The sequence below is a fragment of the Herbaspirillum chlorophenolicum genome (assembly GCF_001189955.1).
Taxonomy (GTDB): Bacteria; Pseudomonadota; Gammaproteobacteria; order Burkholderiales; family Burkholderiaceae_D; genus Herbaspirillum; species Herbaspirillum chlorophenolicum.
On record NZ_LFLT01000014.1, the window covers coordinates 81,547 to 102,796 of the forward strand.

At 62.7% G+C, this 21,250-nt stretch carries 19 protein-coding genes; 5 read left to right on the forward strand and 14 right to left on the reverse strand.

The features are described 5' to 3' along the window. Positions 1 to 136 precede the first annotated feature (136 nt). A complete protein-coding gene (metE, locus tag AKL28_RS11145; protein ID WP_050468211.1) occupies positions 137 to 2,428 on the forward strand; it encodes a 5-methyltetrahydropteroyltriglutamate--homocysteine S-methyltransferase in 2,292 nt (763 codons plus the stop codon). Positions 2,429 to 2,563: 135 nt separating this feature from the next. On the opposite strand, the gene AKL28_RS11150 is transcribed toward metE, so the two are convergent. After that, positions 2,564 to 3,304 carry a siderophore-interacting protein gene (locus AKL28_RS11150; RefSeq protein WP_050468212.1) on the reverse strand — a complete coding sequence of 247 codons (741 nt, stop codon included), beginning with the start codon at positions 3,302 to 3,304 and terminating at the stop codon, positions 2,564 to 2,566. A 33-nt stretch (positions 3,305 to 3,337) separates the two neighbouring features. Between AKL28_RS11150 and AKL28_RS11155 the strand changes: the two genes are divergently transcribed. Next, positions 3,338 to 3,802: a MarR family winged helix-turn-helix transcriptional regulator gene (locus tag AKL28_RS11155; protein WP_050468213.1), complete on the forward strand. Its 465-nt coding sequence runs from the start codon at positions 3,338 to 3,340 to the stop codon at positions 3,800 to 3,802. A gap of 102 nt (positions 3,803 to 3,904) precedes the next feature. Further along, on the forward strand, positions 3,905 to 4,291 hold the full coding sequence (gloA, locus tag AKL28_RS11160) for a lactoylglutathione lyase (protein WP_050468214.1): 387 nt from the start codon (positions 3,905 to 3,907) through the stop codon (positions 4,289 to 4,291). Positions 4,292 to 4,403: 112 nt separating this feature from the next. Here the strand turns inward: gloA and AKL28_RS11165 are convergent, their stop codons facing one another. From AKL28_RS11165 to AKL28_RS11215, 11 genes are all read right to left on the reverse strand, one after another. Then, entirely contained in the window at positions 4,404 to 5,390 is a 987-nt protein-coding gene (locus tag AKL28_RS11165; RefSeq protein ID WP_050468215.1) for a YgjP family zinc-dependent metalloprotease, read from the reverse strand. 38 nt (positions 5,391 to 5,428) lie between these two features. Continuing rightward, the gene (locus tag AKL28_RS11170) at positions 5,429 to 6,217 is read right to left on the reverse strand and encodes a lysophospholipid acyltransferase family protein (protein ID WP_050468216.1); all 789 of its coding nucleotides are present in this window, start codon (positions 6,215 to 6,217) and stop codon (positions 5,429 to 5,431) included. Between the two features lie 32 nt (positions 6,218 to 6,249). Further along, positions 6,250 to 6,807: a D-glycero-beta-D-manno-heptose 1,7-bisphosphate 7-phosphatase gene (gene gmhB / locus AKL28_RS11175; protein WP_050468217.1), complete on the reverse strand. Its 558-nt coding sequence runs from the start codon at positions 6,805 to 6,807 to the stop codon at positions 6,250 to 6,252. Positions 6,808 to 6,891: 84 nt separating this feature from the next. Beyond that, complete coding sequence (glyS, locus tag AKL28_RS11180) at positions 6,892 to 9,012, reverse strand: glycine--tRNA ligase subunit beta (RefSeq protein ID WP_050468218.1); 2,121 nt, start codon at positions 9,010 to 9,012, stop codon at positions 6,892 to 6,894. 74 nt (positions 9,013 to 9,086) lie between these two features. Beyond that, entirely contained in the window at positions 9,087 to 10,004 is a 918-nt protein-coding gene (gene glyQ / locus AKL28_RS11185; RefSeq protein ID WP_050468219.1) for a glycine--tRNA ligase subunit alpha, read from the reverse strand. A 167-nt stretch (positions 10,005 to 10,171) separates the two neighbouring features. After that, entirely contained in the window at positions 10,172 to 11,872 is a 1,701-nt protein-coding gene (gene lnt, locus AKL28_RS11190) for an apolipoprotein N-acyltransferase (RefSeq protein WP_156226297.1), read from the reverse strand. Continuing rightward, positions 11,823 to 12,701 (reverse strand): HlyC/CorC family transporter, encoded by an 879-nt coding sequence (locus AKL28_RS11195; RefSeq protein ID WP_050468221.1) that lies wholly within the window; start codon positions 12,699 to 12,701, stop codon positions 11,823 to 11,825. Before AKL28_RS11195 ends, lnt begins: the two co-directional genes overlap by 50 nt. Before the next feature lie 218 nt (positions 12,702 to 12,919). Beyond that, complete coding sequence (gene ybeY, locus AKL28_RS11200) at positions 12,920 to 13,378, reverse strand: rRNA maturation RNase YbeY (RefSeq protein ID WP_050468222.1); 459 nt, start codon at positions 13,376 to 13,378, stop codon at positions 12,920 to 12,922. Continuing rightward, the gene (locus tag AKL28_RS11205) at positions 13,362 to 14,495 is read right to left on the reverse strand and encodes a PhoH family protein (RefSeq protein WP_050468223.1); all 1,134 of its coding nucleotides are present in this window, start codon (positions 14,493 to 14,495) and stop codon (positions 13,362 to 13,364) included. Before AKL28_RS11205 ends, ybeY begins: the two co-directional genes overlap by 17 nt. 23 nt (positions 14,496 to 14,518) lie before the next feature. Continuing rightward, positions 14,519 to 15,859, reverse strand: coding sequence for a tRNA (N6-isopentenyl adenosine(37)-C2)-methylthiotransferase MiaB (miaB, locus tag AKL28_RS11210; RefSeq protein ID WP_050468224.1), 1,341 nt, complete (start codon positions 15,857 to 15,859; stop codon positions 14,519 to 14,521). 296 nt (positions 15,860 to 16,155) lie between these two features. Then, complete coding sequence (locus AKL28_RS11215; protein ID WP_231602394.1) at positions 16,156 to 17,067, reverse strand: LysR family transcriptional regulator; 912 nt, start codon at positions 17,065 to 17,067, stop codon at positions 16,156 to 16,158. Between the two features lie 85 nt (positions 17,068 to 17,152). Here AKL28_RS11215 and AKL28_RS11220 point away from each other — a divergent pair, with 85 nt between their 5' ends. Next, positions 17,153 to 17,782: a cysteine hydrolase family protein gene (locus AKL28_RS11220; protein ID WP_050468225.1), complete on the forward strand. Its 630-nt coding sequence runs from the start codon at positions 17,153 to 17,155 to the stop codon at positions 17,780 to 17,782. 12 nt (positions 17,783 to 17,794) lie between these two features. Here AKL28_RS11220 and AKL28_RS11225 read toward each other — a convergent pair whose 3' ends face one another. Beyond that, on the reverse strand, positions 17,795 to 18,691 hold the full coding sequence (locus AKL28_RS11225; RefSeq protein ID WP_050468226.1) for a LysR family transcriptional regulator: 897 nt from the start codon (positions 18,689 to 18,691) through the stop codon (positions 17,795 to 17,797). Between the two features lie 196 nt (positions 18,692 to 18,887). Here AKL28_RS11225 and AKL28_RS11230 point away from each other — a divergent pair, with 196 nt between their 5' ends. After that, a complete protein-coding gene (locus AKL28_RS11230) occupies positions 18,888 to 20,417 on the forward strand; it encodes an MFS transporter (RefSeq protein ID WP_050468238.1) in 1,530 nt (509 codons plus the stop codon). A gap of 16 nt (positions 20,418 to 20,433) precedes the next feature. Here AKL28_RS11230 and AKL28_RS11235 read toward each other — a convergent pair whose 3' ends face one another. Next, positions 20,434 to 21,120, reverse strand: coding sequence for a TetR/AcrR family transcriptional regulator (locus AKL28_RS11235; protein ID WP_050468227.1), 687 nt, complete (start codon positions 21,118 to 21,120; stop codon positions 20,434 to 20,436). Positions 21,121 to 21,250 lie beyond the last annotated feature (130 nt).

Below are 21,250 nucleotides of genomic sequence, written 5' to 3' on the forward strand. Positions count from 1 at the left end.
GACTTCCTGGACGATGGATAAATGAATGCGTTCCAATATGATGCATGAGTATTTTTCATAATATTGTGAGTTAATAACATTTTACTTCATTGATTGCCAAGTCTACGATCACTCCATTCTTGTTTCTGGAGCGATCATGACCACCATCCACAATCTGGGCTTTCCCCGTATCGGCGCCAAGCGCGAACTGAAGTTCGCCCTGGAATCCTATTGGAAAGGCGAATCCTCGCGCGACGCGCTCAAGGAACTGGGCGCGCAACTGCGCAAGCGCCATTGGGACAACCAAGGCGGCCTCGACTTCGTGCCGGTGGGCGACTTCGCGTTCTACGACCAGGTGCTGGACATGAGCTTCACTCTGGGTAACTTGCCGCAGCGCGTGCGGGGCTTCCATGGCGATGCGCTGGACAACTACTTCCGCGTGGCACGCGGCCGTTCGGCGCAGGGTGCCGAAGATCATGGCGCATGCTGCGGCGGTGTGGCCGCCGGCGAGATGACCAAATGGTTCGACACCAATTACCACTACATCGTCCCCGAGTTCACCGCCGAGACCCAGTTCCAGCTGGATGCCTCACGCCTGCTGGTGCAACTGGCCGAAGCCCGTGCGCAAGGCGTCAAGGCCAAGCCGATCATCGTCGGCCCGGTGACTTACCTGGCGCTGGGCAAGGCCAAGGACGATTCCGACAAGCTGGCATTGCTGCCGCGCCTGCTGCCGGCCTATACGCAACTGCTGGATACCCTGGCGGCGCAAGGCGTGGAATGGGTGCAGATTGATGAGCCCATTCTTGTCACCGAACTGGACGCCGAATGGCAACACGCCTTCAATACGGCCTACCACCAGTTCAAGGTGTGCAAGGTCAAGCTGCTGCTGGCGACCTATTTCGGCCAGTTGCAGGAAAACGCCTATCTCGCCGCCAACCTGCCGGTCGCCGGTTTGCATGTCGATGCGATCAACGGCCGTGACGACGTCCAGCCGCTGATCAACCTGCTGCCGCCGCACAAGGTGCTGTCGCTGGGCGTGATCAACGGCCGCAATATCTGGAAGACCGACCTCACCGCAGTGCTGGACTGGATCGAGCCGCTGGTCGCGCAACTGGGCGAGCGCCTGTGGGTGGCGCCATCGTGCTCGCTGCTGCACGTCCCGGTCGATCTGGACAGCGAGCAAAAGCTGGATGCCGAGATCAAGTCGTGGCTGGCATTTGCACTGCAGAAGCTGGAAGAGCTGCGCATCCTGGGCCGCGCCCTGCGCGAAGGCCGCGATGCGGTCAAGACAGAGTTGGCGCAAAACCTGGCCACGCTGACCGCACGCCGCACTTCGCCGCGCGTGAACAATCCTGCGGTGCAGGCCGCAGTCGCGAAGATCGATACCAAATTCGGCCAGCGCCAGAACGCCTACACCCAGCGTGCGCAAAAGCAGGCCGCATTGCTGAAGCTGCCAGCCTATCCGACCACCACCATTGGTTCGTTCCCGCAAACCGCCGAAATCCGCCAGGCGCGCAGCCAATACAAGGCCGGCCAACTGGACGATGCAGGGTACAAGGCAGCCATGCAGGCCGAGATTGCGCGCAGCGTGCGCGAGCAGGAAACCCTGGGCCTGGACGTGCTGGTGCACGGCGAAGCCGAGCGCAACGACATGGTCGAATACTTCGGGGAGCAGTTGCAAGGCTATGCCTTCAGCCAGTTCGGCTGGGTGCAATCCTACGGTTCGCGCTGCGTGAAGCCGCCTATCCTGTTCGGCGACATCAGCCGCCCCAAGGCGATGACGGTGGAATGGATCACCTACGCGCAATCGCTGACGCAAAAGCCGATGAAGGGCATGCTGACCGGCCCGGTGACGATCCTGAACTGGTCCTTCGTACGCGACGACCAGCCGCGTTCGGTCTCCTGCAAGCAACTGGCGCTGGCCATCCGTGAAGAAGTGCAGGACCTGGAAAAGGCCGGTGTGCGCGTGATCCAGATCGACGAGGCGGCGCTGCGCGAAGGCCTTCCGCTGCGCAAGTCGCAATGGAAGCACTACCTGGACTGGGCCGTCAAATCGTTCCGCATCACCGCCAACGGTGTGGAAGACGAAACGCAGATCCACACCCACATGTGCTATTCGGAGTTCAATGACATCATCGCCTCGATCGCCGACATGGACGCAGACGTGATCACGATCGAAACCTCACGTTCCGACATGGAGCTGCTCGACGCGTTCGACCACTTCAACTATCCCAACGAGATCGGCCCCGGCGTGTACGACATTCACTCGCCCAATATCCCGGCCCAGGAGCACATCGTGCAATTGATGAAGAAGGCGGCCGAGCGCATTCCGGCCGAGCGCCTGTGGGTCAACCCCGACTGCGGACTGAAGACTCGCCAGTGGTCGGAAGTGATACCGGCCCTGAGCAACATGGTCGCGGCGGCCAAGGCCTTGCGCGCAGGGGGCTGAGCGCAAGGCAGTGGATGTCTGTCTGGGTATTCCCGCACGAAATCCGGCTGCCATGGCGTAGCCGGATTTTCTTTTTCCTTCGCAGTATTGTCACGTAAGCAAAGTCTGTGTCGCAATGATTGTGGAGAGGAACTATTAGTCCAGTTTTTCATGGAAATCGGAGGCGCCGCGTTTCCAATAGGCTGAGATACGCATGGCATCCTTGGGATGCTGTTTTTCGTTCAACAGCCAGGTGCGCAGTTGCGCCATCGTCGCCGCTTCACCCGCACCCCAGACATAACCTTCGCCAGCCGGCAATTGCAATGCACGGATGTCGGCCAGCGCTTCGGCGCCGCTTGTCACCCATTTCACATCGGCTTGCGTCTGGCTGTCGAACTGGCGGATATCGCCCATGTGGGCAATCTCAATGACTGCCCGTACACGTATGCCTGCCGGCAGTTCCTTGAGGCGGCGGTTGATCGCCGGCAAGGAAGACAGGTCGCCGACCAGCAGGTGCCAGTCGTAATTGGCAGGAATGATCATGGAGCCGCGCGGCCCTGCGATCACTGCGGCCATACCAACCTTGGCCCGGCGCGCCCAGTCGGTAGCGGCGCCTTCGGCATGCAATGCAAATTCCAGCGTGACTTCGTTGCGTTGTTTGTCATAATCGGTTGGCGTATAGTCGCGCCGGACCGGAACGCCGTCCGCATCCGGGAAAACGAATTTGACATGGTCGTCAAACGACAGTGAAACGAAATCCGACAGGGCCTCGCCCTTGAAGGTGATGCTGAGCATGTTGGTGCCGGTCTGGCGGATGCCTGATACGGTGACGTCACGGAATTTGACGTCATGGCGGACACGTTGCACCGCGCGCGATGTTGTATTGATGATATCCATAGGGAGCCTATTTAGTTGATAATGTCTACTATTATGAAAAATCAAGTTGATAAAGTCAACCAATCACCTGATGCCGATAAGGTCTTTGAGGCCATCCATACGGTCATGCACCTGTACCGTGCCGGCAGGTCCCAGGTTTTCCGCGAGGATGAACGCGGCATCACGCATATGGAAAGCCGCGTGCTGGATTACTTTGCGCAGCATCCCGACGCCACGCTGAGCGACTTGGTGGCGCATTCCGGGCGTGACAAGGCCCAACTGACGCGGCTGATCCGTGGCTTGCGGGACAAGGCCTTTCTGGAGGCAAGGGAAGATGCGCAAGACCGCCGCGCGGTGCGCTTGCAGCTCAGCAAGGAAGGCCGGGCGTTGCAGCGCCAATTGAAAAAGACCGGATCCCGGATACTGGAGCAGGCAGTCGAAGGATTGTCGGAAAAGCAATGCGGTGAACTGGTCGCGCTGCTCAAGATCTTGCAGGGAAACCTGGAGCGGGAAGACTGAATTTTGCCAGTCTGAACAGACTTGCCTTGAAAGCGTGGCGGGGCACGAAAAATTCAGTGCGTCTACAATACGGGTCTTACCCAGCAACATTTTGAGGCACACATGCGAATTCTCCACACCATGCTGCGAGTCGGCGACCTGCAACGTTCCATCGATTTTTACACACGAGTACTTGGAATGAAGCTTCTGCGTACGTCCGAAAACACGGAGTACAAATACACGCTGGCGTTCCTGGGCTATGGTTCCAATCCCGACCATGCGGAGCTGGAGCTGACCTATAACCACGGCGTCGACAAGTACGAGATGGGTACCGCCTACGGCCACATCGCCATTTCAGTGGAAGACGCGTATAAGGCCTGCGAGGCCGTCAAGGCAGCCGGCGGTAACGTCACGCGTGAAGCCGGTCCTGTGAAGGGGGGCGCGACAGTGATTGCCTTTGTCACCGACCCGGATGGCTACAAGGTCGAGTTCATCGAACACAAGAAGTGATCACTGGTGCAAGGGGTTGAGAGAGGCGAAAGCGATATCCGATCCCGAAGCGCAGATGCCGTAATTCTGGAGTCCGCTTTGCGGGCTCTTTTTTTCGCGGTTCTCTTGCCGATCAGAAGATCGGCAAGGTTTCCGGCGCGCTGTCGCGCAGCGCTTTCTTGGCTATTTCGAATTCGGGGAAGATCGATTGCACAGTGGCCCAGAATTGGGGGCCGTGGTTCATTTCGCGCAGGTGCGCCAGTTCATGCGCGATCACATAATCGATCAGAGGCAAGGCGAAGTGCATCAGGCGCCAATTCAGGCGGATACGGCCGTCGGCGGTGCAGGAGCCCCATTGCGTGGTGGCCGAGGACAACGCGTAGGAACGGTAGGTGACGCCAAGCTTTTCGGCGTAGACGATCAGGCGCTTTCCAAACAGCTCCTCGGCGCGTGCCTGCAGCCAGCCTTGCACGCGGTCCTTCAATTGCTGTTCGCCGGCATCAGCGGGGAGGCTGACGTTCAGTTCCCGCGCGTCTTCGTCGAGATAGACTGCAGCCCGTTGTCCGGCGCGAATGCGCAGCGTGATGTCCGCGCCCAGGTACGGCAGCGTGGCGCCGTCGCACCATTGCATTTGCGGCTGCAGGCGGCGTGCCGAGCGCTCGCGGCGTTCGTTGAGCTTGGACAGGATCCAGCGCTGTTTTTCGCGGATGGCGTTTTCGATCTCGGCCAGCGTCACCCATTTGGGCGAGGTCACGCGCAGCCCTTCGTCGCTCACCAGGAAACCGATGGTGCTGCGCTTGGAGCGCAGCAGGGCGTAATCCAAAGTATGTTCGCCCAGCTGGATGCGGCGTTTGCCGTCGGCCGGCCGGCTGGTCGGCGGCGGCACTAGCGTGGTGGGCGGTGCGACGACAGGGGAGGGCAGCGGTGCTGCATGCACTACCGGCGTGGGCGTGACGATCAGCGGCGGCTGCAGCGTCGGTGACGGCAAGGCCGGGCCGGGATCTTGAATAGGGGAAATCTGTTGCGCGGGCGACTGTCCCTGCTCCGGTTCCGGAGCGAACAAATCCAGTTGCAGCGAAAGCTGGTTGGGATTGGGCTTGGGTTTGCGAAGCAGTTTCAAGGGAGTCGCGGCGTCCTGATATTTCGGTTGGCTAGCTGCTAAGATTCGGCCGGGTCGGCCGGAGCCTGCTGGGGCGCGCTGTTCTTGTAGACACCCGGCGAAATCACGCGCATCTCGGATTCTATCCAATTTTCAACGCGCGCGTTGAGCTCGTTCGGCGACAGCCCTTCAGGCGAGATCGGCTTGCCGATCGATACCGTGATGGTGCCCGGCTTCTTGATGAAGGAGCCCTTGGGCCAGCGTTCCCCCGAGTTGACGGCGACCGGCACGACCAGCGTATTGGTTTCCACTGCCAGGCGCGAGCCGCCGGCCTTGTATTTGCCTTGCGAGCCGACCTTGGTGCGCGTGCCTTCCGGAAACATCATGATCCATTGGCCGTCCGCCAGCCTGCGGCGGCCGTGTTCCAGCACCTGCGAGAAGGCGTCGCGCCCCTTGCTGCGGTCGATCGGGATCATGCGCAAGAGGCCGATGCCCCAGCCGAAGAAGGGGATGTAGGTCAGTTCCTTCTTGAACACGAACACCAGCGGGCGCGGCATGTTGATGACGTAGAAGATGGTCTCCCAGGCCGACTGATGCTTGGACAGCAGGACCACTGGCGCGTCGGGCAGGTTTTCCTTGCCGCGGATTTCATAGCGGATGCCGCAGATGGTTTTGGCGCTCCAGATGACGAATACGTTCCAGCGCGAGGTCCACCAGTAGCGCTGCGCATAAGGGAAGGGCGCAGACAGCAGGCAGGCGAAGGACCAGATGATGGTGGCGACCGCCATCAGGATCAGGAACACTGCCGAACGCAGAATCAAGGTAAGGCGCAAAATACACTCTCCCATGCCGCAGCATGCTTTTGTTATGAAACGGGTGGTTATACCGACACGTCGACCGGCGACTTGAGGATGAAATCGACCACCGCCGACAGGTTGGGGTAGACCAGCGTACCCGGCGGCAGGCCGCCCTTGGCGTTGGTCTTTTCTCCCTTGCCGGTCAGTACCAGATAGGGCGCGCAGCCGGCCACGAAACCGGCCTGCAGGTCGCGCAGCGAATCGCCCACGGTGACCACGCCGCCGCGCAGGCTGATGCCGAAACGCTTGGCGATCTCAAGGAACATGCCAGGCTTGGGTTTGCGGCAGTCGCAGTTGTCGTCGGCCGAGTGCGGGCAGAAGAACACGGCATCGATGTCGGCGCCGACTTGCTGGGCCGCGCTGTGCATCTTCTGGTGGATGGCGTTCAGGGTCTTGATGTCGAACAGCCCGCGCGCCACGCCGGACTGGTTGGTGGCGACCACCACCCGGTAGCCTGCCTGGTTCAGGCGCGCGATGGCTTCCAGCGATCCCTTGATCGGGATCCACTCGTCAGGCGATTTGATGAACGCGTCGGAGTCGTGGTTGATGACGCCGTCGCGATCGAGAATGATCAGTTTCATGCGGTAGGCTTCCCTTTATGCAATCCGCCGCGCTGGCACGAGGCCATGCGCGGCGGATCTTCCCGGTATCGGTCTTGCTACGTATTACGCGGCCAGCTTCGAAATGTCGGCCACCTGGTTCAGCATGCCATGCAGCTCCGCCAGCAACGCTTGCCGGTTCTTGCGCAGCTGTTCGTCTTCTGAGTTGACCATCACGTCATTGAAGAAGGCGTCGACATTCTGCCGCAATTGGGCCAATGCCTTCAATGCGCCGGCGAAATCGCCCTTGGCATAAGCGGCTTCGACCTGCGGGCGCGACAGTTGCATGGCTGAATGCAGGCCTTGTTCCGCGACTTCGCGCAGCAAGCCGTTTTGCACCTTGCCGTGGCCGTCGATGGCAATGCCCTCGACCTTCTTCAGGATGTTGGTGATGCGCTTGTTGGCCGCAGCCAGCGCCTCGGCTTCGGGCAAGGCGGCGAAGGCCTTCACCGCATCCAGGCGCTCGACCACGTTATCCAGTACGGCCGGCTGTTGCGCCACCACCGCTTCGACTTCATTCTGTGCGAAGCCGCGCTCGCGCAGCAGGCCGCGCAGGCGGTCGTACAGGAAAGCCAGCACGTCGGCGCTCGGGTCCTTGAAATTGGCGTTGCCGGCGAACAGCGCGGCGGCGGCATCCACCAGCACCGGCAGCGACAGCGGCAGGCGCTTCTCGACCAGCATGCGCAACACGCCCAGGGCATGGCGGCGCAGTGCGAACGGGTCCTTGTCGCCGGTCGGCTGCAGGCCGATGCCCCAGATGCCGACCAGGGTTTCCAGCTTGTCGGCCAGCGCCACGGCAGTGCCGGTCGCGGTGGCCGGCAGTGCGTCGCCGGCAAAGCGCGGCTGGTAGTGTTCGGAGGCGGCTTGCGCGACTTCTTCGGCTTCGCCGTCATGGCGCGCGTAGTAGGTGCCCATGATGCCTTGCAGCTCGGGGAATTCACCCACCATGTCGGTCAGCAGGTCGGCCTTGGCCAGTAGCGCGCCGCGCTCGGCCAGCGCCACGTCGCCACCTAGGAGGCCTGCGATCTTGCCTGCCAGCGCCTTGACGCGTTCGGTGCGTTGCAACTGGTTGCCCAGCTTGTTGTGGTAGACCACATTGGCCAACAGCGGCACGCGGTCGGCCAGCTTTTTCTTCTTGTCCTGCTCGAAGAAGAACTTGGCATCCGACAGGCGCGGGCGCACCACGCGCTCGTTGCCGCCGATGATGTGTTCGGGATGCGCGGTCTCCAGGTTGGAGACGATCAGGAAGCGCGAGCGCAGTTTGCCATTGGCATCGGTCAGCGCGAAATACTTCTGGTTGGTCTGCATGGTCAGGATCAGGCATTCCTGCGGCACGGCCAGGAACTCGTCCTCGAACTTGCATTCGTAGACCACCGGCCATTCGACCAGTGCGGTCACTTCGTCGAGCAGGCTGTCAGGCATCAGCACCTGGTCGGTGCCGGCCTTGTCCAGCAGCGCGGCGCGGATCTTGTCGCGGCGTTCGGCGAAGCTGGCAATGACACGGCCTTGCGACGCCAGCGTCTCGACGTAGGCGGCGGGCGCGGCGATCTGCAGCGCGCCCTGCGACAGGAAGCGGTGGCCCAGCGTGGTGCGGCCGGCGTCCAGGCCGAGGATGGTCAGCGGCAGCACTTCTTCACCGAAGAGGGCGACCAGGTAGTGCGCCGGGCGCACGAAATGCACGGTCTCGCCGGCGGCGCGGCCGAACTGGCGCTGGTAGCTCATGACCTTGGGGATGGGCAGCTTGGCGACGGTCTCTTCCAATGCCGACTGCAAGCCCTGCGCCAGGGCCGAGCCCTTGGCGGTGTAGGTGTAGAAGAAGCTTTCGGCCTTGCCATCCTGTGCGCGTTCCAACTGGTCCGGCGTGATCACGGTGGCGCCGGTGGCGGCGGCCAGGGAAGCCAGCTTCTTGACCAGCGGCGCGGCGGGGCGGCCTTCCGCATCCAGGGCGACCGAGACCGGCAGCACCTTTTCGCGGATCGCCTTGTCGGGCGAAGCGGGGCGTACATTGGTGATGGACACGGCCAGGCGGCGCGGCGTGGCGTAGGCGGTGGCGATGGAATCGGATTCCAGGTAGCCGCGGCTTTGCAGGCCATTGAAGATACCGGCGGCAAAAGCGTCGCCCAGTTTGGCCAGCACCTTGGGCGGCAGTTCTTCGGTGACGAGTTCTACGAGAAGTGTTTGGTTCATGTTATGTGTCTTGCTGTCTTGCTCGGTGCGCCTGCCATGGTGTCAGGCGCCGGTTCTGTCGTATGACGCCGCGTTCAGGCGGCGGCCTTGGCGCCACCGTCGCTCAGCATGGGGAAGCCCAGGCGTTCGCGCGACTCGAAATAGGCTTGCGCCACGGCGCGCGAAAGGTTACGGATGCGGCCGATGTAGGCAGCGCGCTCGGTAACCGAGATGGCGCCACGCGCATCCAGCATGTTGAAGGTATGCGCGGCCTTGAGCACCTGCTCGTAGGCCGGCAGCGCCAGCGGCACTTCCATCAGGCGCTTGGCTTCGGCTTCGTAGTTCGAGAACAGCGAGAACAGGAACTCGGTGTTGGAGTACTCGAAGTTGAAGGTCGATTGCTCGACTTCGTTCTGGTGGAACACGTCGCCGTAGGTCAGGTGTTTCTTGACGCTGTTCTCGGTCCATTCGGTCCACACCAGGTCGTAGACGTTTTCGACACCCTGCAGGTACATCGCCAGGCGTTCGATGCCGTAGGTGATCTCACCCAGCACCGGCTTGCAGTCCAGTCCGCCGACTTGCTGGAAATAGGTGAACTGGGTCACTTCCATGCCGTTCAACCACACTTCCCAGCCCAAGCCCCAGGCGCCAAGGGTGGGGTTTTCCCAGTCGTCCTCGACGAAGCGCACGTCGTTCTGCTGCAGATTCAGGCCCAGTGCTTCCAGCGAACCCAGGTACAGGTCGAGGATGTTTTCCGGGGCCGGCTTCAACACCACCTGATACTGGTAGTAGTGCTGCATGCGGTTGGGGTTTTCGCCGTAGCGGCCGTCCTTGGGGCGGCGCGACGGTTGCACGTAGGCGGCGCGCCAAGGCTCGGGTCCGATTGCGCGCAGGAAGGTCGCGGTGTGCGAAGTGCCCGCGCCGACTTCCATGTCGTAGGGCTGCAGCAGCGCGCAGCCTTGGGCGTCCCAATATTCTTGCAGCTTGAGGATGATTTGTTGAAATGTCAGCATCTTGTGTTGTTGCCTGAAGAATTGCCGGATGAAGCGGCAAGGAATTGCTAAAACCTTGAATTTTAGCGTCTTTTGGGCCGCTTGACCCGGTTTCGGAATGGCCGATTGCGGGTGGGTTTGAACTGTTTCAAGCCTTGAAACGGTTCGGCGTGCCGGCGGGCTACTGGTCAGTGACGAATACGCGCAGCCTTGTTGCGGCCCCAGGCCAGCAGCAGCATCAGCAGGACCAGCCCGATCACCAGCTTGTTGCCCAGCAGAATGTAAGGCGTCTGGCCGGCATAGCCTTGCACTTTCGCGGCGAGCGTGCCGCGCGTATAGGGCGCGAGTTCGTCCAGCCCGCCGCCGGGCATGATGACGGCAGTGGCGCCGGTGTTGGTGGCGCGCAGCATCGGGCGACCGGTTTCCAGCGTGCGCATCTGCGAAATCTGCAAGTGCTGCGGCAGGGCGATGGAATTGCCGAACCAGGCGATATTGGACAGGTTCAGCAGCACGCTGGCCTGCGGCTGGCCGGCGCGATAGGCGTCGCGCAACTGGCCGGAGATTTCTTCGCCGAACAGATCTTCGTAGCAGATATTGGGCAGCACCCACTGGTCTTTCACGGCAAACGGTGACTGCACGGCGTCGCCGCGCGTCATGTCGCCCAGCGGGATATGCATCATGTCGACGAACCAGCGGAACCCCAGCGGGATGAATTCGCCGAAAGGCACCAGGTGATGCTTGTCATAACGATAAGGCGAAGCGGCCGAGCCGGCTTCGGGGCCGAAACCCAGCACCGAATTGGCGTATTGCATGGGCGCGTCCGACAAGGGGATGCCGAGCGCCAGATGGCTGCCGCTGGTTTGCGCGAAGCGCACTAGGCGCGCCAGGTAAGCCGGCGGCAGTTGCTGGGGCAGCAACGGGATGGCGGTTTCGGGCGTGGCGATCAGGTCGGCCGGTTCGGCGGTGATCATCTGCTCGTACATGGTGAGCGTGGACACCAGCGCATCGTTGGAGAATTTCATTTCCTGCGGGATATTGCCTTGCAGGAGCCGCACCGAAATCGGTTGGCCTTGCGGCGTGGTCCAGGCTATCTGGCGCAGTGCCAGTCCGCCGGCACACAACACCAGCACCGCACCCAGCGGCATGCCGACGCGGATGGCGACGCCGGCAGCGCCCTTGCGGCGCAACCCTTGCCACAGCAGCGCCAGCGCGCCTGCCACCAATGCGGCGATCCAGCCCACGCCATAGACCCCGCCTACGGCTGCGAAACCGGCCAGCGGCCCGGTGGTGTGCGCATAGCCGGATACCAGCCAGGGAAAGCCGGTGAAGATCCAGCCGCGCGCCCATTCGGACAAGGCCCACAGCGCCGGCAGCATCAGCAGGCCCATCGTCAGCGGCGACGACGACCAGTGCTTGCGCAGCCATCCGGCCAGCGCCATGGCGCCGCCGGCATACAGGCCGAGGTACAGCGCCAGTAAGGCCACGGCCAGGGCCGCCATCCAGGCGGGCATGCCGCCATAGTCGTGCATGCTGATGTACAGCCAGTGCACGCCGGCCGCGGCCCAGCCGAAACCGTACAGCCAACCCTGCAGGAAGTGCCGGCGCGCGCCGGCCTGTGGGGCAGCGATGGTCTGGTGGAACAGCCAGGCCAGCGCCACGATCTGCAGCGGCCACAGCTTGAACGGCGCGAACGCGAAGACGTTGGCCGCGCCAGCCAGGACCGGCAGCAGCAGTGAGGCCAGGCCGATGATGCGGTTGTGCACGGCGGCTTCCCCGCGCTGCTCAGGAGTGTTGTTTGGGACGGGGGAGTTCACGCTGGAAAGTGCCGGGAGAGCGGGATTATTCGTCTTCCGCTGCCGCAGATGGCAGCTTGGAGACCAACAGGACATGCACCTGGCGGGCATCGGCGCGCAGCACTTCGAAATGCAGGCCGTCGATGTCGAACTCGTCGCCCTTGCGCGGCACGCGGCCGACATGGTTGGCGACCAGGCCGCCGATGGTGTCGGCATCCTCGTCTTCGAGGCGGCAGCCGACTTCATCGTTGAACTGTTTGATTTCGGTGAGCGCCTTGATGCGCCAGCGCGCGCCGTTGGGGCCGTCCTTCAGGGCCAGCACGTTGTCTTCGGCCTCGTCGAAATCGTATTCGTCCTCGATGTCGCCGACGATCTGTTCCAGCACGTCTTCAATCGTGATCAGGCCGGCCACGCCGCCGTATTCGTCGACCACGATGGCCATGTGGTTACGGTTGGCGCGGAAGTCGCGCAGCAGCACATTGAGGCGCTTGGATTCGGGGATGAAGATGGCCGGGCGCAGCATGTCGCGCACGTCGAACGATTCTTCGGCGTAGTAGCGCAGCAGGTCCTTGGCCAGCAGGATGCCGACCACCTTGTCGCGCTCGCCGTCCACGGCGGGGAAGCGCGAGTGCGAGGTCGACAGCACGTCGGGCATCCAGGTATCGATGGGCTTGCTGATGTCGATGGTGTCCATCTGCGAGCGGGGCACCATGATGTCGCGCGCGGCCAGGTCGGAAACCTGGAACACGCCTTCGATCATCGACAGGGCGTCGGCGTCGATCAGGTTGCGTTCGTGTGCGTCATGCAACACTTCGAGCAACTCTGCGCGGTTTTCTGGTTCAGGGGAAATCAGAGCGGTGAGGCGTTCAAACAATGAACGGTGGGGTTTAGCGTCAGACTTGACGCTACTAGGGTGTTCTTGCATGGCGTTAGGCGCGAGCCCGACGTAGTTTTGGAGAGGCATAGGATACAACAATTATGTGACAAGTCTACTAAACCGCCGCAAGTCCAGTCTCCGTGCGGCTTGCGCGCAGATGCCGTCAGTTGCGTGCTGGAAACTGGAAAATCCTGCCTGTTGTTGCCAACTGGGCGAAAAAAAGCCGGCTACGCTCGCGCGTGCCGGCCATTTCCCCGGATCGGGGTTCAGCGCCCGGCGTAAGGATCGGCAAAGCCCAGCCCGGCCAGCAATTCGGTCTCCAGCGTTTCCATTTCGACGGCTTCTTCCTCGTCTTCATGGTCGTAGCCCTGCGCATGCAGCACGCCATGCACCACCAGGTGGGCGGTGTGCTCGATGACGGTCTTTTTCTGCTCGGCGGCTTCCTTCTCCAGCACGTCGGTGCAGAAGATGATGTCGGCCTGGGTCACCTCGCTGTCTTCATCCTCGGTATAGGCGAAGGTCAGCACATTGGTCGCATAGTCCTTGCCGCGGTAGTCGCGGTTCAGTGCGCGGCCTTCGGCGGCATCGACGAAGCGCAGGGTCAGTTCGGCCGGGGCGAACAGCGCTGCCTGCACCCAGCGGCGCAGCATGGGACGGGTGACGGTGTCTTTCAGGCTGGCGTCGGCGTATTGCACCGACAGGGCGAGCTTAGGTTTTGCGGACATTGCGAGGCTTGGCTGCTTTGGTCAGGAGGTTGGTGGCCGCGCGCGCAGTGCTGCGGGCGGTGTCGGGTTTCGGATTGTTGTGCCCATCGTAGGCATCGACGATGCGCGCCACCAGCGGATGGCGCACCACGTCGGCGCTGGTGAAGCGCGAGAAGGCGATGCCGCGCACATTGTGCAGTACCGTCAGCGCATCGACCAGGCCGCTCTTCTGGCCGTGGTGCAGGTCGACCTGGGTGACGTCGCCGGTCACCACCGCCTTGCTGCCGAAGCCGATGCGGGTGAGGAACATTTTCATCTGTTCCGGCGTGGTGTTTTGCGCCTCGTCCAGGATGATGAAGGCGTGGTTCAGCGTGCGGCCGCGCATGTAGGCCAGCGGCGCGATTTCGATGGCCTGCTTCTCGAACAGCTTTTGCGTGCGGTCGAAACCCAGCAGGTCGTACAGCGCGTCATACAGCGGGCGTAGGTAAGGATCGACCTTCTGCGCCAGGTCGCCGGGCAGGAAGCCCAGGCGCTCGCCGGCTTCCACCGCCGGACGCGTGAGCACGATGCGCTGCACGGCGTCGCGCTCCAGCGCATCCACCGCGCAGGCGACGGCCAGGTAGGTCTTGCCGGTGCCTGCCGGACCGACGCCGAAGGTGATGTCGTGCTCCAGGATGGCGTTCAGGTACTGGCTCTGGTGCGGCGTGCGGCCGCGCAAGTCGTGCTTGCGGGTTTTCAGGATCGGGCTGTCGGGAATGGCATGCTCATCGTCGATGACTACGTCTTCCTTGATCGGCGCTTCTGCCTTGCGCGCGCGTCGGACGCTTGCGCTCAGCGGCGGCAGTCCGGCCTCTTCATCGGCGGCCGCATTGGCGCGCTGTTCGACCAGGGTGAGCTGGATATCGTCCAGCGACACCGCACGGTCGGCGCGTTCGTAGAAGCGCTCCAGTACGTCCACAGCACGCTGGGCATTGGTGCCGGTGACGATGAAACGGTCGCCGCGGCGGAAAATGGTCACATCCAGTGCGTTTGAAATCTGCCGCAAGTTTTCATCCAGCGCGCCGCACAGGTTGGCCAGGCGCCGATTGTCCAGCGGTTGCGGGATGAAATGGTGCGGCTGGTTGGGGATCTTTTTCAATGAGGAGTCCGGTTTTTGTTTGACTATTGTTTGAGGACGATCTCGCCGCGCAGCGAGAACGGAAATGCCTGCAGGATGGTGACGTCGATGATCTGGCCAACCAGGCGCGCGCCGTTGGGGCCGCCGTCGAAGTTGACCACGCGGTTGTTTTCAGTGCGGCCTTGCAGTTCGTTGGGGTCGCGTTTGGAGGGGCCTTCGACCAGGATGCGCTGCACGCTGCCGAGCATGGATGCGCTGATCTTGGCGACGTTGTCGTTGATGACCGCTTGCAGGCGCTGCAGGCGTTTCAACTTGACCTCCTGCGGCGTGTCGTCGGCCAGGTTGGCGGCCGGGGTGCCGGGGCGCGCGCTGAAGACGAAGGAGAAGCTGTTGTCGAAGCCGATATCGTCGATGAGCTTCATCAGCGCCTCGAAGTCTTCTTCGGTTTCGCCGGGGAAGCCGACGATGAAGTCGGACGACACCGTGATATTGGGGCGCACCTTGCGCAGGCGGCGGATCACCGACTTGTATTCGATGGCGGTATAGCCGCGCTTCATCGCCGCCAGCGTACGGTCCGAGCCATGCTGCGCCGGCAGGTAGAGGTGATCCACCAGCTTGGGTACCTTGGCATAGGCGTCGATCAGGCGCTGCGAGAATTCCTTGGGATGGCTGGTGACGAAACGGATGCGCTCGATGCCAGGCATCTCGGCGATGTATTCGATCAGCAGCGCGAAGTCGGCGATCTCGCCGTCTTCCATGGCGCCGCGGTAGGCGTTCACGTTCTGGCCCAGCAGCGTGATTTCCTTCACGCCCTGGTCGGCCAGGCCGGCCACTTCGGTCAACACATCCTCGAAACGGCGCGAGACTTCCTCGCCGCGGGTGTAAGGCACCACGCAATAGCTGCAGTACTTGCTGCAGCCTTCCATGATGGAGACGTAGGCGGTGGCGCCTTCCACGCGCGCCGGCGGCAGGTGGTCGAACTTCTCGATCTCGGGGAAGCTGATGTCGACCTGCGCGCGGCCGGTGTAGCGGCGCTCGGTGATCATCTGCGGCAGGCGGTGCAGGGTCTGCGGGCCGAACACCATGTCGACATACGGCGCGCGCTTGACGATCGCTTCGCCTTCCTGCGAGGCCACGCAGCCGCCCACGCCGATCAGCAGGTCGGGATTCTTCTTCTTCAGCTCGCGCAGGCGGCCCAGGTCGGAAAACACCTTTTCCTGTGCCTTTTCGCGCACCGAACAGGTGTTGAGCAGGATCACGTCGGCGTCTTCAGGGCGGTCGGTCTTGACCAGTCCTTCAGCGATATTGAGCACATCGGCCATCTTGTCCGAGTCGTACTCGTTCATCTGGCAGCCGAAGGTTTTGATGAATACTTTCTTTTGCATAAATCTCAATCAAGCGTAGGGCGCGAGGGAAGATGCATGTGGGATGCGGGCGCCGGCAAAGGGAGGCGGGCGGGCCGGTTGGTAGTGCGGCAGGCGGGTGCGGCGCATGGCATCCGATGCGATGCCTGCGGAGCCTGCCGGCACGGTGGGCGAGCCATTCCTCAAAGGCTGGCGATTATAGCACCTGATCCCTCGGGGAGCCCGCCCGAGGCGGCTTTGGCGGGATGGCCGGAGCAGATGCGCAACAGCCTGAGGGAATGACCTCCAGAGGCATGTGGATATGGCAACTTTTTGGCCTAAAGATCCCTGCAGCATTGCTCCAGCCAATCCAGCACCGCGCGCAGCCTGGGGACGGCTTTCAGGTCGCGGTGGAATACCGCCCATAGTTCGCGCTCCAGCTGCGCTTGCGGTTCGGCCGGCGTCAGTTCCGGCGCCAGCAGGTAGCGCGGCAGCAACGCCATGCCCACGCCGGCGCGTGCGGCCATGCACTGCGCCGCCAGGCTGGCGCTGCGCAGGCGGACCGGATTGCCGGCCGCGTGGATGCCGTGCCATAGGGTTTCGGGGATATCGGGCACGCCATCGTCATAACCCACGAAGGGCGCCGATTTGCGATCCTCGCGCCAGGCCGCCACCACATCGGCGGTGCCGCACAGGTAATACGCCAGCTTGCCCAGCGGACGCGCAATCAGGTCGCCATCCTGCGGCCGCGCGAAGCGTATCGCCAGATCGGCATCGCGCCGCGCCAGGCTGACGGTCTGGTGGCTCATCGTGAACTCCACGTCGAGGCTGGGCCAGCGCTGCAGCAGCAAAGGCAGGCGCGGCGCCAGGAACAGGGAGCCGAAGGCATCGGTCGTGGCGATGCGTAGCTTGCCTTCCAGCCGCAAGTCTTCGCCGGCCAGGGTACGCGCCAGTTGCGCGGTCTGCTCCTGCATCGCCCGCGCCGCCGCCAGTACGGTTTCACCCAGCCGGGTCAGCTCGGTATCGTCACCGCGCCGGGTGAACAACGGCGCTTGCATGGCTTGCTCCAGCATCTGCAGGCGGCGGCTGACGGTGGCGTGCGTTACCTCCAGCGTTCGCGCCGCGCCAGAAAAACTGCCGGACTCGATGAAGGCGGCGAAGGTGCGCAGCCCTTCCCAATCTGCTTGTGCGACAGGATTGGATATGGCCGTGGAGATGGCGGCCGAAGATGAGGCTGATGATTTTTTCACAGGTGGCTGGCAATTTTTGGGAATTGGTGTGCGTATTTTACTGGCCTAAGATGGTTTCACCATCCATTCGCGCAGAGGAACCATCATGGCAGCACCCCAGACCCTGATCCAGATCGCCGGCGGCGCACCGCGTATTGCCTCGTGGCCGGAGGCCGCCCTGGTCGTCATCGACCATCAGGCCGAATACACCACCGGCAAGGTGCCGCTGGCCGGCATCGGCGCGGCGCTCGCCCAGGTCGCCGAGTTGCTGCGCCAGGCGCGCGCCGCCGGCGCGCCGGTGATCCACGTGGTTCATCATGGCAAGCCGGGCGGGGCGGTGTTCGATCCGCAAGGACCATCCGCCGCCATCATCGATGGCGTGCAGCCGCAGGATGGCGAGACTATCGTCGTCAAGAGCTTGCCCAACTCCTTCGCCGGCACCACGCTGGACGAGGAACTGAAAAAGACCGGGCGCAAGTCGCTGGTCATTGCCGGTTTCGCCACCCACATGTGCGTCAGCGCCACCACGCGTTCAGCGCTGGACCACGGTTACGCATCGACCGTGGTGGCTGCGGCTTGCGCCACTCGCGATTTGCCGGATCCGCTGGGCGGTGCGGTGATTGAGGCGGCAGTGCTGCATCGTGTCGCGCTGGCTGAGCTGGCCGACCGTTATGCCACTGTGGTGCCTGATGCGACAGCGCTGGCTCAAGGAGGGGGATCGGCCATACCTGAGTGACGCATGCCGCGTTCAGTGATCCTGTTCGAACAATCGCGTCGCAATATGGTCGACCAAGACCCGCACCTTTGGCGACAGCTGCCGGTTTGCCGCCCACACGGCCCAGAATTGGCCGCGTTCGGTCGTCTGCGCTTCCAGCACACATTTCAGGCGCCCGGCAGCCAGCGCGTCGCGCACCAGGAAATCCGGCATGAAGCCGATGCCATGGCCCGCCTCCAGCGCATGCAGCACCGCTTCCATGTTGTTGAGCGTCATCGTGCGCGCGAAGCGCAGTTTCATCCAGCGCGGATCGGCTGTGATGGTCCAATCCATCAGCTTGCCGGTCGTGTGCAGGCGATACAGCACGGCATCATGCTCCTGCAGCGCGGCGATCGAACGCGGCGCGCCGCGCGCCTTCAGGTAGGCCGGCGATGCGCACAAAAAGAAACGGAAGCCGCCCAGGCGGCGCGCCATCAGGCGGGAATCGGGTAGTTCGCCGCTGCGGATGGCGACGTCGATGCCTTCGTCGATGACGTCGACGATGCGGTCGCTGAAATCGATTTCCAGTTCGATCTCCGGATAGCGTGCGCGGAATTCTCCCAGATGCGGCACCAGGAAGCGGTAGCCGATGGTCGGCGTGCTGATGCGCAAGCGGCCACGCGGCGCATCCTGGGCGCGGGCCAATGAGGCCTGTGCTTCCTGCAGGTCATCGAGTACGCGGCGGCAGCGCTGGAAGAACATCTCGCCTTCGGCAGTCAACTGCATGCGGCGCGTGCTGCGCTGGAACAGGCGCACACCGGCATTGTGCTCAAGGCGCGCGATACTCTTGCCTACCGCCGAGGGGGAGATGCCGAGCGAACGCGCGGCGGCGACGAAGCTCAGGTGCTCTGCCGCGCGCACGAAGGCGATGATTCCGTTCAGGCTGTCCATGGAAGCTCCGGCAATGAATGTCTGTCAGATTGAGGAATTAATTTCCATTATATTGGGATTGATAGCATCTTTATCGCGCTATTGATCCTGAATAGAATTCTCTCCAAGGACAGGCCTCTCCCATTCCCGGCGCCGTAAGGCGACCGGCCCGCAATACATGTGCACTTCGCGTGCATTCCGCTTTTTCGGAACCTCCATGACCGATAACCATCACGTCATCCCCGCCAGGGATGCGCGGCTGATCCTGGCCGCCGTTTGCCTGGCTTCCATTACCCTGCCGCTGGGTTTTTCCGGCGGCGCCATCGCCACGCCGGCCATCGGCCGCGCCTTCGCCGTACAGGGCGCCGATCCGGCTGCGCTGTCGTGGATCACCAATGCCTTCATGCTCAGTTTCGGCAGCCTGCTGATGGCGGCTGGCGCGTTGGCCGACGTGCTTGGACGCCGGCGCGTGTTCAGCGCTGGCCTGATGCTCTATGTACTGGCCTCGCTGGCGCTGTGCATTGCCCCTTCATTGTTGGTGGTCAATCTGCTGCGCGGAGTGCAGGGCGTTGCTGCTGCCGCCACGCTGGCCGCCGGCAGCGCCGCGCTGGCGCAAGTGTTCGACGGCGCCGCGCGCGTCCGGGCATTCAGCCTGCTGGGCACCAGCTTCGGACTCGGCTTGTCGCTGGGTCCGGTGTTATCCGGCCTGCTGGTGCAGCGCTTCGGTTGGCAGGCGGTGTTTTTGTGCCTGGCCGCTTTCGGATTGCTGGCGCTGCTGTTCGGGCCGCCACGCATGCGCGAGTCGCGCGATCCAGATGCCGTCGGTGTCGACTGGCCCGGCACGCTGAGTTTCTCCGGCGCCCTCGGCGCGTTGACCTTCGGGCTGATTGGCGCACCGGACCGCGGCTGGTCGCATCCGTTGACTTTGTCTTTGCTGATCGCCAGTGTGCTGCTGCTGGCAATCTTCATCATCGTCGAACTGCGCACACGCCGGCCGATGCTGGATCTCACGCTGTTCGCCAATACGCGTTTCGTCGGCGTTCAGCTGCTTCCGGTCGGCACCTGCTATTGCTTCGTGGTGTTGCTGATTGTGTTGCCGCTGCGTTTCATCGGCATCGATGGCATGGACGAATGGCATGCCGGGCTGCTGATGCTGGCGCTGTCCACGCCGATGCTATTGGTACCTTCGCTCGCCGCGCGTCTCTCGCGGCGTGTCTCGCCGGGCCGGCTGTCTGCCGCCGGTTTGCTGGTCGCCGCCGCAGGCCTGTGCTGGCTGGCGCAATGCGGGCCGGGCGTTTCACGCTGGGAATTGCTGGCGGCGTTGCTGGTGATCGGCGCCGGTACCGGATTGCCCTGGGGATTGATGGACGGCCTGTCGGTGAGTGTAGTGCCGAAGGAGCGCGCCGGCATGGCGTCCGGCATCTTCAGTACCTCGCGCGTGGCGGGCGAAGGCGTGGCGCTGGCAGTGGTCTCCGCCATGCTGGTGGCGCTGGTGCAGTGGGCGCTGCCGACCGGAACCGGCACGCTGGCGGCGCAGTACCTGGGGCATGGTGATCTGGCGCAGGCATTGTCGGCGGCGCCGCAGTTGCCGGCTGAAAGCTTGCGGGATGCCTATGCGCATGCCTTTGCCTTGTTGTCCTATTGCCTGGCCGGCATCACTGTGGTTTGCGCGATTCTGACGGTGATGCTCTTGCGCGAAGAGCAGCCGCATGGCCACCCGGTCATTGCCGGAAAAGCCGTGGAGTAGGGCACGCAACCGCGCGTCAGCCCGCTTTTTTTCTTTTTGCCGCCGGTTTGCGCGCCGGCGCTTTCTTTTGCGGTGGCTGTGCAGCTGGGGCGGGAGCGGCAATCGACGCTTTCAGGAACCACGACAGGACCGATTCGGCCGTCTTGCCGTCCACCATGTCCGGTGCGCAGCGATGCGAAAAGCTTACGCCTTCGCACAAGGCCATCAGGCCGATGGCAATCTCGCGCGGCGGGGCGGCCGGCTTGGTGCCGGTCAGCCTGGCAAACATTTCGACAAATTCGGCGATCTGGCGATAGCGCTCTTCCAGGAATCCGTTGAGTTCGACGCGGAATTTTTCGTCGCGCAAGGCGACGATGCGTGCTTCCATCCATAATAAGCTGCACTTGTCTCCCTGGTAGAGCTGGGAGTAATGCGTTGCAACCTCTTCCTGCAAGGCAACCAGATCGTCGACCGGGCCGCCCAGCATGCGGTGGAACTCCTGGTCGATGCTTTCGCCTTCGCGGCGCAGCAGTTCGAAGAACAGTTGAGTCTTGTCGTCGAAGTTGGAATAGAAGGCGCCGCGCGAATAACCGGCTGCGGCACTGATGTCTTCCACGCTGGTCAGCGGGAATCCCTTTTGCATGAAAACGGCGTGCGCAGCGTCCAGCAGCCTTTCCTTGGTCTGCTCCCGGCTTTGCTCGCGGCTGAGTCGTTGGCGTGTCATGGGGGAAATTTTAACATCGATGAATCCAAATACAAGATTGCATTTGAATTCGTATGTGAATTAGAATGCCAGAAATCCGAAGCAGTGCCTTCGGGGATTCGGGGCGCGCGGCGGTCCGGACATCCACCTT